Below are 12,321 nucleotides of genomic sequence, written 5' to 3' on the forward strand. Positions count from 1 at the left end.
GAGGCCGCCGTGTCCATCAGCGCCGAGACCACGACCCACGCATCAGTTGCCGCCGCCCATGCGGCCCCGGAGCCCACGCCCGAGGAAGCCGCGCAGCTGGAGCAGCTGTACCGGGACTTCAACAGGGAGAACCTGATCCCGCTCTGGACGGAGATCGGTGACCTCATGCCGATGGTTCCCTCGCCGAAGGCGGTGCCGCATGTGTGGCGCTGGAACGACCTCTACCCCCTGGCTGCCCGCGCCGGGGACCTGGTCCCCGTGGGGCGGGGCGGCGAGCGGCGGGCCATCGCCCTCGCCAACCCGGGGCTGGGTGGCACGCCCTATGCGACGCCGACGCTGTGGGCCGCCATCCAGTACCTGGGCGCCCGCGAGACCGCGCCCGAGCACCGGCACTCGCAGAACGCGTTCCGGTTCGTCGTCGAGGGTGAAGGGGTCTGGACCGTGGTGAACGGCGACCCGGTGGCCATGCGCCGGGGAGATTTCCTGTTGACGCCGGGCTGGAATTTCCACGGCCACCACAACGACACCGACCAGCCGATGGCCTGGATCGACGGCCTGGACATCCCCTTCGTGCACTACGCCGACGCCGGGTTCTTCGAGTTCGGCACGGAGCGCGTCACCGACGAGGCCACCCCGGATATCTCCCGCTCCGAACGGCTCTGGGCCCACCCCGGCCTCCGCCCCCTCTCCGGCCTGGACAACACCACCAACTCCCCCATTGCCGCGTACCGCTGGGAGCACACCGACCGGGCGCTGCGCGAGCAGCTGCTGCTGGAGGACGAGGGCCACCCGGCCACGGTCAGCCAGGGCCATGCCGCGATCCGCTACTCCAACCCGACGACCGGCGGGGATGTCATGCCCACCATCCGCGCCGAGTTCCACCGGCTCCGCGCCGGCGCCGCGACCCAGGGCCTCCGGGAGGTGGGTTCCAGCGTATGGCAGGTCTTCGAGGGCACCGGCAGCGTGGTGCTCAACGGCGAACACAGGGAGCTCGCCAAGGGCGACCTGTTCGTCGTCCCGTCGTGGCAGGAATGGTCCCTGCAGGCAGACGCCGATTCCCAAACTTCGTTTGACCTGTTCCGATTCAGCGACGCCCCGATCTTTGAACGGCTGAACTTCAACCGCACCTACACCGAAGGACGCAAGAACGCATGAGACTCCTCACCCTCCGAATTCCCGCTGGCGGGAAGACAGTACATAAGGCCGTCCGCCAGGACGGCGATACCCTCACCGAGATTCCCGGCTTCGCCGACGTCGGCGAACTGCTCCGCAGCGAAAACTGGGAAGCCACAGCTAAAGCGGCCAACGGCGCAACGCACGCGCTCGACGGCGCCGACCTTGCCGCCGTCGTACCCGCCCCCGGCAAGATCATCTGCGTGGGCCACAACTACCGGAACCACATCAGGGAGATGGGCCGGGACATCCCGGACCACCCCACCCTGTTCGCCAAGTACCAGGAATCCCTGATCGGACCCAACGACGACCTGGCGCTGCCGCAGGAATCGGACACCGTGGACTGGGAGGCCGAACTCGCCGTCGTCATCGGTAAAAAGGGCCGCCGGATCAGCGAGGCGGACGCCGCGGACCACATCGCCGGGTATTCCGTGCTCAACGACATCAGCATGCGCGACTACCAGTTCCGCACGGTGCAGTGGCTGCAGGGCAAGACGTGGGAAAACTCCACCCCCTTCGGCCCCGCCCTGGTGACCAAGGACGAGTTCACCGTTGGGCCGCTGATGACCTCGGCCGTGGACGGCGAAATCCAGCAGCAGACCCCCACCGGCGACCTGGTGTTCACACCCGAATACCTGGTCTCCTACATCTCCACCACCATCACGCTGAACCCCGGCGACGTGATCGCCACCGGCACCCCCGGCGGGGTGGGCCACGCCCAGGACCCCAAGCGGTACCTGCAGGAAGGCCAGGTCCTGGTGACCACCATCGAGGGCCTGGGCCAGCTGACCAACCGCGTGGTCAAGGAAGCCTGATGGTCGCCCGGCACGACCTCGCCACCGACCCGGGCCTGCAGGAGGAGCTCCTGCAGGCCCGGCGGGGCACCGCGTTCTTCGCCCGCAAGCTCAACGAACTCACCGATGACGAGCTCGACGGCGGCTCCCTCCTTCCGGGCTGGACGCGCCGCCACGTTGTGGCGCACGTCGGCTACAACGCCAGGGCCATCGCGCGGCTGGTCGAGTGGGCTGCCACCGGTGTGGAAACGCCCATGTACCCGTCCGTCGAGGTGCGGAACCACGAGATCTCGTTCGGGGCGACGCTGTCACCGACCGCGCTGCGGAACCTCTTTGACCACTCCGCCGTGCACCTCAGCGTCGAATGGCGCGATCTGCCGGACCGGGGCTGGTCCAACGAGGTGAAGACTGTCCAGGGCCGGACCGTGCCGGCGTCCGAAACCGTGTGGATGCGCACCCGTGAAGTCTGGATCCACGCCGTCGACCTCGGAAACGGGGCAACCTTCGCCGACATCCCGGAGCCCGTCCTGGCACGGCTGCTCCGCGACATCACCGGCGCCTGGCACGCCCGCGGCACCGATGCCGGGCTGGTTGTCCGGGTGACGGGCATGGACGGGGCGTTCGGCGACATCGATGCCCCTAATCCGACGATCATCTCCGGCCCCCTGCCCGCCGTCGTCGAATGGGCGGCAGGCCGTGGCACCGACGGCGTCACCGCGAGCGAACGGGGCGCCACGGGCGAGGTTCCCGCCGCCCCGAAGTGGATCTGAGGGCACCCAAATGCCCGGGGTAGACTGTGCCCGTCAGCGCGGGAACCGAACCGACGGAAGGCACACGAATGGGCATGGCCGAGACAAGCGGGACGATATCGGATGACGAGCTGGATCTCTTCCAGCGCTATTGGAGCGCAGCGAACTACCTGACGGTGGCGCAGATCTACCTCCAGGAAAATCCGCTGCTCAGGGAGCCGCTGAAGCCGGAGCACATCAAACCGAGGCTGCTGGGGCACTGGGGCACCGGCCCCGGGCTGTCCCTGATCTACGCCCACCTGAACCGGCTGATCAGGAATACGTCCGCCGAGGTCCTGTTCATCGCCGGACCCGGCCACGGCGGACCGTCCGTGGTGGCGAACGTCTATCTCGAAGGCACCTACTCGGAGATCTATCCGGACATCAGCCGCGACGCCGAAGGTCTGCGGAAGCTGGCGCGGCAGTTCTCGACGCCGGGCGGCGTGGGCAGCCATGTTGGCCCCGCCACCCCCGGTTCCATCCACGAGGGCGGCGAGCTGGGCTATTCGCTGATGCACGCCACCGGAGCCGTGATGGACAACCCGGACCTCATCGCCGCCTGCGTGGTGGGCGACGGCGAAGCCGAGACCGGGCCCCTCGCAGCCTCCTGGGCTGCGCCGTTCTTCCTCAACCCGGCACGGGACGGCGCCGTCCTGCCCATCCTGCACCTCAACGGGGCAAAGATTTCCGGGCCTACCGTCCTGGGACGCCGGCAGGACGAGGACGTCGAGGCACTGCTGCATGCCAACGGCTGGGACCCTGTAACCGTCTCCGGCGACCAGCCCGAGAAGGTCCACCACGCCCTGGCCGCCGCCCTCGACGATGCGTATGCCAGCATCCGGAACATACAGCAGGGTGCCCGGGGTGCCGGTTCCAGTGCCGACGCTGGCTCTGGCGCTGGCGCTGGCTCTGGCGGTAAACGGACGACGGCGGCCCGCTGGCCGGCGATCATCCTCCGTACACCGAAGGGCTGGACCGGCCCGGAAAGCGTGGACGGCAGCCCGGTGGAGGGAACGTTCCGTTCGCACCAGGTTCCGCTGTCCGGGGTCCGGGACAACCCGGAGCACCTGGCGCTGCTGGAGCAGTGGATGCGCTCCTACCAGCCTGAAACACTGTTCGACGGCGACGGCCGGCTGCTGCCCGAACTTGCGGCACTGGCGCCGGAAGGCAAGCTCCGGATGGGGGCGGCGCCCTGGGCCAACGGCCAGCCGTCTGTCCCATTGGAGATTCCCGACCTCGCGCAGTACGCGGTGGACCCCGGCCAGCCTGGCTCCACCAGCATCGAAACCACGAAGCCCCTGGGCGAGCTGTTCCGCGACCTCTACAACGGCACGGAGGACAATCCCCGGTTCAGGCTTTTCTGCCCGGACGAGACCAACAGCAACAGGCTGGGCGCCGTGTTCGAGGCCACCGACCGTTGCCTCCTGCTGCCGGGACGCGACGGCGACGACCACATTTCGGCGGACGGCCGCGTCATGGAAGTGCTCTCCGAGCATCTGTGCCAGGGCTGGCTGGAAGGCTACCTGCTCACCGGCCGGCACGGGTTTTTCGCCAGCTATGAAGCGTTCGCCATGGTCAGCGCCTCGATGACCGTCCAGCACGCCAAGTGGCTGCAGCATGCCCGTGAACTGGAATGGCGGTCGCCCGTACCAAGCCTGAACATCCTGCTCACCTCCACGTGCTGGCGCAACGACCACAACGGCTTCAGCCACCAGGGCCCGGGCCTAATCGACACCGTGCTGTCCCTGTCCGGTGAGGTGACCCGGATCTACCTGCCGCCGGACACTAACACGCTCCTGGCCGCCGCAGCACACACCCTCCAGAGCACCGACTACGTGAACCTCGTCGTCGTCGACAAGCAGTCCCACCCGCAGTACCTCACGCTCGAGGAGGCCCGCGCGCACGCCGAGGCCGGGGCCTCCCGCTGGGAGTGGGCCGGCAACGAGGACGGCAACAGCAGTACCGAGCCGGACGTCGTGATCGCCTGCGCCGGGGACATTCCCACCGAGGAGGCACTGGCAGCCGCCTGGCTGCTGCAGCGCCACGTCCCCGACGCCACAGTGCGCGTGGTGAACGTCATGGATGCCATGGTGCTCCCGCCGCAGGACGTGCACCCGCACGGGCTCGACGACAGGACGTTCAGTTCGCTGTTCACGGACACGTGTGAAGTGGTGGTGGCATGGCACGGCTACGCCCGCTCCTTCCACCAGCTCCTGCACGGCCGGCCCAACCCGGAACGGTTCCACGTCCGCGGCTACAGCCAGCAGGGAACCACCACCACGCCGTTCGACATGGTGGTGGTCAACCGCATGAGCCGCTACCACCTCGCGCTGGAGGCGCTCCGCCGGATGCCGCGGCAGTTTGACGGCGCGGAGGCGCTGGCCGAGCACTGCCACCGGCAACTGGACGCCCACGCCGGGTACATCCGGGAGCATTTCGAGGACCTGCCCGAAATCCGAGAGTGGGTCTGGTCCCCACCACGTCCCTAAACCCGGGACGGTTAGGGAGCAGTAGCTGCCGAGGCTCCGTTGACGTTGACGAGCCAGGCGATGCCGAACTTGTCGGTGCACATGCCGAAGATGTCGCCCCACGGTGCCTTGTCCATCGGGACGGTGACGGTGCCGCCGTCGCCGGACAGTTTGTCGTAGTAGCCGCGCAGTTCGGCCTCGTCGTCGCCGCTGAGCGACACGGAGATGTTGTTTCCCGGCGAGTAGTCCATGGAGTTGGGGGTGTCGGCCCCCATGAGCACGAGCCCCTTCTCCGTGGTCAGCATCCCGTGCATGATCTTGTCGGTTTCGGCCGGATCGTCACTGGCGTGGAAATCTCCGAACGTGCTGAGCGCCAGGTCGCCGCCGAAGACGGACTGGTAGAAGGTCAGGGCGTCGCGGGCGTTGTCACGGAAGCTGATGTACGGGTTGAGCAGGGTGGACACGGTAGGTTCTCCTTCGGCTGTACGTGTGGCGCCCGGTGTGCGGCGCCCGGCATTAGACATGTTGCCCGAATCCGGCTGCCCTTCATAGGGGTTCACGGAAGTTCACACGACGTTCATAACCGCAGGTCAGGGCTCATAAGAGTAGGTCAGGGCCGGAACCGGTATCCGATTCCGGCCTCGGTCAGCAGATGGCGCGGATTGCCCGTGTCCGCTTCCAGTTTGCGCCGGAGCTGGGCCATGTACACGCGCAGGTAGTTGGCTTCCTTCTCGTAGGCCGGCCCCCACACACTGGCCAGGATCTCCTGCTGCGTGATCAGCTTCCCCGGATTCCGCACCAGCAGCTCCAGGATGCTCCACTCGGTGGGCGTGAGCCTGACCGGCTCCCCGTTCCGGGTGACCATCCGCCGGCCCAGGTCCACGCTGAACTCCGGGGTGTCCACCGTGGACTGGTCGGGACCTTCCGGTGCGCGGCGCAGGAGTGCGCGCAGCCGGGCCAGGAGTTCTTCCAGCCCGAACGGCTTGGTGATGTAGTCGTCGGCTCCGGCGTCGAGGGCGTCCACCTTGTCCGATGAGCCATGCCGGGCTGAGAGGACCAGGACCGGGGCTGCGCTCCAGCGGCGGAGCTCGCGGAGGACCGCGGCGCCGTCCATGTCCGGCAGTCCAAGGTCCAGGACAACGAGCTGGGGCGGGTTGCGGGAGGCGGCGAGCAGCGCTTCCTCACCGTCCGCGGCGGTCTCCACCGTGTAGCCGTGCGCCTGCAGCGTGATCCGCAGGGCCTTCAGCAGGTGCTGGTCGTCGTCGACTACGAGGACGCTGCTCACTGGGCCGCCTTCTGTTGGGAAGCGGCTGGTGAAGCGCCGCGCCGCAATGAATCGGGTCCCATAGAGTCAGGCCCCGTGGAAAGGGGAAGCCGGATCACCATGGTCAGTCCCCCGCCCGGCGTTTCCTCGGCCGCCAGGCTTCCGCCCATGGCCGAGACGAACCCCCGGGCGACGGCTAGGCCCAAACCCACACCGGTTGACTGGGAAAGGTCGTCGAGGCGCTGGAAGGGACGGAACATCGCCGGCACGTTCCGGTCCGGCACGCCGCGTCCGTGGTCGATGATGCGCAGTTCACCGGCCGGGTGGCCATTGAGGACGGCGCTGCTGAGACCGCCCGCCGCGGAGGTCACGATGATGTCGGAAGCGGGGGCGTACTTGACCGCGTTTTCCGCGATGTTGGCGATGACCCGTTCCAGCAGGACCGCGTCGGCATCGACGGCGGGAAGGTTCGGCGGCAGGACCACCCGCACCCTGCCCGGGGGAAGTCCGTTCAGCGCCGGCGGCACAACATCGAGCCACCGGACGGGCTTCAGGAGGGGGCGTACCGAGTCGGCAGTGATCCTGGACATGTCGAGGAGGTTCCCCACCAGGCCGTCCAGGCGGTCCGAACATTCGTCGATGGTTTCCAACAGCTCCTGTTTCTCCTTGGGGGTGTACCTGACGGCGGTCTGCAGCAGACCGCCGACGGCGAGCTTAATGCCGGCCAGCGGCGTGCGGAGATCGTGCGAGACGGCCCGCAGAATGGCGGTCCGCATGGTGTTCCCTTCGGCAAGCCGCAGCACCTCCAGGCGGCTCGCGGCGAGCTGCCCGCGCTCCAGCTGGGCGAGCACGTGGGCGGCGAAGGCGCCGAGCAGGCTGCTGTCGGCTGCCGGCACAGCCTTGCCGAACAGCACCAGCCAGGTGCCGTCGTCGAGCGGTTCCACGGTGTGTTCACCAAACTCCGTGCCGCCCCGTTCAGATTCGGTCAGCTCACCGGCGCTGGCCAGCAGCCTCCGCCCGGTTTCACCGTCCGCCTTCCGGGGCGCCTGCCGCTCCCCCGAAGCAGGCCGGTCACCCGGAGCAGGCCAGTCACCTGAAGCAGCGCCGTTCCGAATTGCCGGTCCGCTGAAGACAGCCGCACCGCGGACACCGAAGACGTCCAGTGCCTGTTCCAGGAGGCTGCCCACCGTGTCCTCCGCGCGGGTGGCTGCGCGGGCGAGTTCTCCGAGTGTGGCTGCCTCGGCGCGGGCCCGGGCGGCTTCCTTGGAGCGCCGGGCGGACCTGTCCACCACACCGGCCACAGCCACCGAGACGCCCACGAACACCGCCAGCGAAAAGAGGTCCTGCGGGTCGTGGATGGCCAGGTCACCAACGGGCGGCGTCGAGAAGTAGTTGACCAGCAGGCTGCTCCAGAGGGCACCCACGACGGCCGGCCACAGACCGCCAACGAGCGCCACGGCCACCGCCCCGGCGAGCTGGACCAGGACTGCGGTGGCCACGCTGTGCTCGGTGACGGCGAGCGCCAGCTGCAGCAGGACGGGAACGGCGGCTGCCAGCACGAACCCGACGGCGACGCGCACGCGGCCAAGGTTCCGCTGCCGGCGGCGGCCTGTGCCCCGTCCGGCGAGGGGATGCGGCACCACCTGTACGTCGAGGTCGCCGGCACCGCGGATGATCCTCGCTTCTGTGCCACCGGTAAGGATCCTGGCCAGTGGGCGGGCACGTGACTGGCCGATGACCAGGCGGGTGGCGCCAACATGGCCCGCGAACTCCAGGAGCGCTTCGACTGTGTCATGGGCAGCCACGGTGTGGTAGCTCCCGCCGAGCTCCACTACGAGCCTTCGCTGGGATTCGAGGGCGCTGGTTGATTCAACTGAGGCGCCCTCCGCTGAACGGATGTGGACGGCGAGCAGTTCGCCGCCGCCGGCACCGTCCAGTGCCTTCATGGCGCGGCGGATCAGGGTCTCCCCCTCAAGGCCTCCCGACAGGCCAATGACGATCCGTTCCCCTGCCATGACGCCATTCTTTCACCTGGGCACCACCTTTCCATGGCACATGCTGCCCTGCAGAGGCGGCTCGCATGGGGCTGGTGCGTGCACTGAACGCCGGCCCGCCGTAGGCTCAACGCATGGCGAAATTCTTTGATGTGCACCCCGAGGACCCCCAGCCGCGCGCGATCTCACAGATCGTGGAGCTCCTTCATTCAGGCGGGCTGATTGCCTACCCGACGGACTCCTGCTACGCCCTCGGTGCCCAGCTGGGCAACAAGGAGGCGCTGGACAGGATCCGGTCCATCCGCCAGCTGGACGACAAGCACCATTTCACGCTCGTGTGCCGGGACTTCGCCCAGCTGGGCCAGTTCGTGAACATCGGCAACGACGTGTTCCGCAGCATCAAGTCCGTCACTCCGGGCAGCTACACGTTCATCCTGCCGGCCACCAAGGAGGTTCCGCGCCGGCTGCTGCACCCGAAGAAGAAGACCGTGGGCGTGCGCATTCCCCGGCACAACTTCGTCCAGGCGCTGCTGGCCGAGCTCGGCGAACCGCTGCTGTCCAGCACCCTGCTGCTGCCGGACGAGGAGGAGCCGCTGACCCAGGGCTGGGAAATCAAGGAGCGGCTGGACCATGCGGTGGACGCCGTCATCGACTCCGGCGACACGGGCTCAGAGCCAACCACCGTCGTCGACTTCTCCAGCGGCACCGCTGAGGTGGTGCGCCGCGGAACCGGCGACCCGTCCCGGTTTGAGTAGCGCCGGCGCCTCTTTGTAGTGGCGGCGTCACGAATTCATTAGCGCGTAATACTGGTTCCCCTTGAAGAGGGACGCTCTACACTGAAGTCCACGCTGGGGGTGTGACCTTCTGGGGAAGCAGGACAGCATGGCAATGACGCCACTGGGGCTCTTCGCCCCCGCACCGCCCGTGACGGGGCTCATGCGTCCACGACTGATCCATGCGCTGCACGGGTCGGCAGAAGCCCGCCTCGGGCTCGTCGTCGCTCCGCCCGGCGCGGGAAAAACTACACTGCTCTCGCAGTGGGCGGCGCGGAATTTCGAATCAGTGGCCTGGCACAGGGCGCGCCCGGCTGACGCTCAACCCGGGCGGATGCTGGCAAAGTTTGCCGCAGCTGTGGCAGCCGCCGTTGGCAAGGAAGGTCCCCGTTCCCTTCCCGAACTCGGGGCTATGGCCCAGGCGCTTACGACCACGTTCTGCTTTGTTGTGGACGATTTCCATCTGGTGACCGGCACCTGTGCTGAGGAGGAACTTGAGCATTTACTTTCGTTGAACTGCCAACAAGTTCATTTCCTCGTAGGAAGCAGACGACCGCTATCCCTCAATCTTGCCCGCTCCGAACTACCGTCATTCGTAAAAGTGGACTCGAACGATCTGCGTTTCAGGGAACCGGAAGTGGAACAGCTCTTCCGGACCACCTACAAGCAGCCCTTGAGCGCAAGCGGCGTCTACAACCTGACGCAAAGAACCGACGGGTGGGCGGCCGCGCTACATCTTTTCCATCTCGCAACTACGACCCGCTCGGCAGTTGAGCGTCGGCGCGCAGCGGAGTCACTTGATTCCGTCCCCCGCTATGCACACGACTATCTGCGGAACCACTACTTCGCGGATGTCCCGCATAGATTGGTACGGTTGCTGAGGCATACGTGTCTGTTAGACAAGCTAACGCCTTCGCGGTGCAACACTCTGCTCGGCGCCCTCGACAGCGCCTCCCTTCTCCACGAGGCTGCACATCTTGGGATTGTCACGAGCGAGGATGGTGGGGCCGCGTTCAGACTGCCGGAAGCAGTAAGAAGATACTTGGTATCAACCCTTGGCGATGAGGGCACCGACGCACCAAAAGATATCGCTCACCGCACAGCCCTGCTCCTTGAGCAGGAGCGTGATTACCGCGGAGCCCTTCAGATACTGGCGGATGCCGGGGACTGGGACCTTGTTCGGGCAGCGATGGAACGTGCTGGCCATCAGGCATTCCGGGCCGGCACCTGTGGGTGGGTGAGGGGCGCCCCTGCGGCGTTGCTCCGGAAAGACCCCCTCCTAAATTTGGCGGAGGCGCGGCGGCTCTTGGATGACGGCTACCCAAGGAAAGCGTGGATGGCTGTGGCAGAATTCCCGCAAACTTCAGCAGGGGAGATCTGGTACGAGGCGGCCGCAGACCTTCAACGAGCCGCTGCGGACTGGACGGGAGATCAGCGCGGCTCATCAGGTGGGCCATTCAGCACTCTTCGTGCAGCTCTGCGTGGCAGTCCTGCGTTGGCAGCGCGGTCGTCGAACGGGCGCGACAGCGCGGAGGACACGTTGGCGTGCGGCATAGCGCTGCTTATTGCCGGGGACCAGCGGAGCGCTTTGCCACTACTCCGGCGTTTTGCCGAGCAACAGGGCGAAGATTCGCTGGCCGGCTTGGGCGCACAACTAGCCCTGGCCGTTTTTGCGCAAGTACCCGCAGCCCCCGGGCTCGACGTGCTGTCTGAAGAGATAGATGCGGTTCAGCGCCGTGCGGAGCGTTTGGGGTTTAGCTGGCTGGCCCGCGTTGCGCGGGGAGTTCTGTCTGCGCAGTCGGGGAAGGCAGGCTGCCAATTGGCTGTTCGGTCAGCGATCCAGGACTGCGAGCAGAAGGGGGACGACTGGGGTGCTGCGCTAATCGCGGCCGCCGCCGCTCTCGGGCGCCTTCGCACCGGAAGGTCCGACTACGCGGCCCTTGAAGCCCTCACGGACGGATTCCGCAAGCTTGAAGCTAGCAGCCTTGAGGCATGGGCTCTGTCTGCGCGGGCCCTTGTGGCTGCCGCGCAGGATCTGCCTGATGCCCTTGAGGAGGCAAGCGCGGCCGAGGCCTTTGCACGCACCGCAGACGTGCCCGGTGCCCGAGCCGTTGCCTACGCTGCCATCGCCCGGCTGAAGCCCGATCAGTTTGGGGAACTGATGGAGACCGCTGCCGAAACGGCCACTTCTGCGGGTTTCGTGTGCCGCCCGTGGACGTGGGCAGCTTTGGGACCGGGGATGGAAGCCGCCCCAGCCACACCGGCGCAGCAGGCAGCCCCGATACTTAGCCAGTCGACTGCCCCGAGTGCCGGCTCTGCCCCTCGACCGGCGTTGGACGTCCGATGTTTTGGGGAATTCTCCCTCCGTGCCGACGGCGTCGACATCGACTTGTCACGCGTACGCCCACGGGCCCGCACTGTCCTGAGGATTCTTTCGCTCAATGCCGGACGCCCCGTCCATCGCGACCGCTTGGCCGCGACGCTCTGGCCAGACCTGGATGCTCCATCCGCACTGCACAACCTGCAGGTGAGCGTATCGAGTCTTCGCCGCGCTCTGCAGCCGGCCGGGATGGCAGGCGATTGTCAGCTTCTCGCACGCCGCGGTGAGGCTTACGTGCTGGTTCTGGATGTCAGGTCCAGGGTTGATCTCCTGGAGTTTGACCAGGCTGTACGCCAAGCCGCACTTGCCAGGTCGGCGCGTGACTTGGAGACTGCGGCCGCGATTCTGCACCGCGCCGTCGGCTTGTACGCCGGGGAAGTCCTGCCGGAGGATGGCCCGGCAGAGTGGCTGGCTGACACGCGCGAAAGGTACCGGCTGCACGCGGCCGAGGCGGCTACCGCGCTCGCGGTCCTCGAACTCGCCCTCGGCAACCCGGCCAATGCCGCTGCCGCCGCAGCGCGAAGTGTCGAGATCGACCCTTGGCGGGACGAGTCCTGGCGGACACTCATCAATGTGTACCGGTCCTCCGGCGACGTGGCTGCAGCCGAGCGGGCTGAGCGCCGCTACCAGGGCATGCTGAATGCGTTGGGTGTGCCTTCCGACCTTCGGCGTGAATCGGGCGGGTAA

At 67.3% G+C, this 12,321-nt stretch carries 10 protein-coding genes; 6 read left to right on the plus strand and 4 right to left on the minus strand.

Annotated features, from left to right (window positions below):
• Positions 1–9 precede the first annotated feature (9 nt).
• From BWQ92_RS22055 to BWQ92_RS22070, 4 genes are all read left to right on the plus strand, one after another.
• On the plus strand, positions 10–1,155 hold the full coding sequence (locus BWQ92_RS22055; RefSeq protein ID WP_076803256.1) for a cupin domain-containing protein: 1,146 nt from the start codon (positions 10–12) through the stop codon (positions 1,153–1,155).
• A complete protein-coding gene (locus BWQ92_RS22060; protein WP_076803257.1) occupies positions 1,152–1,988 on the plus strand; it encodes a fumarylacetoacetate hydrolase family protein in 837 nt (278 codons plus the stop codon). The genes BWQ92_RS22055 and BWQ92_RS22060 overlap by 4 nt, the downstream gene beginning before the upstream one ends.
• Positions 1,988–2,737 (plus strand): maleylpyruvate isomerase family mycothiol-dependent enzyme, encoded by a 750-nt coding sequence (locus BWQ92_RS22065; RefSeq protein ID WP_076803258.1) that lies wholly within the window; start codon positions 1,988–1,990, stop codon positions 2,735–2,737. The genes BWQ92_RS22060 and BWQ92_RS22065 overlap by 1 nt, the downstream gene beginning before the upstream one ends.
• Before the next feature lie 74 nt (positions 2,738–2,811).
• A complete protein-coding gene (locus tag BWQ92_RS22070; protein WP_442856738.1) occupies positions 2,812–5,244 on the plus strand; it encodes a phosphoketolase family protein in 2,433 nt (810 codons plus the stop codon).
• A gap of 11 nt (positions 5,245–5,255) precedes the next feature.
• Here BWQ92_RS22070 and BWQ92_RS22075 read toward each other — a convergent pair whose 3' ends face one another.
• From BWQ92_RS22075 to BWQ92_RS22085, 3 genes are all read right to left on the minus strand, one after another.
• On the minus strand, positions 5,256–5,687 hold the full coding sequence (locus BWQ92_RS22075; protein ID WP_076803260.1) for a VOC family protein: 432 nt from the start codon (positions 5,685–5,687) through the stop codon (positions 5,256–5,258).
• Between the two features lie 146 nt (positions 5,688–5,833).
• Positions 5,834–6,508, minus strand: a complete 675-nt coding sequence (locus BWQ92_RS22080; protein WP_076803261.1) for a response regulator — start codon at positions 6,506–6,508, stop codon at positions 5,834–5,836.
• Positions 6,505–8,502 (minus strand): DUF4118 domain-containing protein, encoded by a 1,998-nt coding sequence (locus tag BWQ92_RS22085; protein WP_076803262.1) that lies wholly within the window; start codon positions 8,500–8,502, stop codon positions 6,505–6,507. Before BWQ92_RS22085 ends, BWQ92_RS22080 begins: the two co-directional genes overlap by 4 nt.
• A gap of 113 nt (positions 8,503–8,615) precedes the next feature.
• Between BWQ92_RS22085 and BWQ92_RS22090 the strand changes: the two genes are divergently transcribed.
• Entirely contained in the window at positions 8,616–9,236 is a 621-nt protein-coding gene (locus BWQ92_RS22090) for an L-threonylcarbamoyladenylate synthase (RefSeq protein WP_076803263.1), read from the plus strand.
• Positions 9,237–10,302: 1,066 nt separating this feature from the next.
• Here the strand turns inward: BWQ92_RS22090 and BWQ92_RS23905 are convergent.
• A complete protein-coding gene (locus tag BWQ92_RS23905; RefSeq protein ID WP_172804326.1) occupies positions 10,303–10,461 on the minus strand; it encodes a hypothetical protein in 159 nt (52 codons plus the stop codon).
• A 612-nt stretch (positions 10,462–11,073) separates the two neighbouring features.
• Here BWQ92_RS23905 and BWQ92_RS23910 point away from each other — a divergent pair.
• Complete coding sequence (locus BWQ92_RS23910; RefSeq protein WP_172804327.1) at positions 11,074–12,321, plus strand: AfsR/SARP family transcriptional regulator; 1,248 nt, start codon at positions 11,074–11,076, stop codon at positions 12,319–12,321.

The organism is Arthrobacter sp. QXT-31 (genome assembly GCF_001969265.1).
Classification (GTDB): domain Bacteria; phylum Actinomycetota; class Actinomycetes; order Actinomycetales; family Micrococcaceae; genus Arthrobacter.

Coding starts and splice junctions, on each gene's coding strand:
- BWQ92_RS22070 (WP_442856738.1), top strand. CDS start 2,812: ATGGCCGAGACAAGCGGGACGATATCGGATGACGAGCTGGATCTCTTC.
- BWQ92_RS23905 (WP_172804326.1), bottom strand. CDS start 10,461: ATGGCCAGCACGTTCCATCGCTGCCCGAACAAGGTCCCAGTCCCCGGC.
- BWQ92_RS22090 (WP_076803263.1), top strand. CDS start 8,616: ATGGCGAAATTCTTTGATGTGCACCCCGAGGACCCCCAGCCGCGCGCG.
- BWQ92_RS22065 (WP_076803258.1), top strand. CDS start 1,988: ATGGTCGCCCGGCACGACCTCGCCACCGACCCGGGCCTGCAGGAGGAG.
- BWQ92_RS22085 (WP_076803262.1), bottom strand. CDS start 8,502: ATGGCAGGGGAACGGATCGTCATTGGCCTGTCGGGAGGCCTTGAGGGG.
- BWQ92_RS22060 (WP_076803257.1), top strand. CDS start 1,152: ATGAGACTCCTCACCCTCCGAATTCCCGCTGGCGGGAAGACAGTACAT.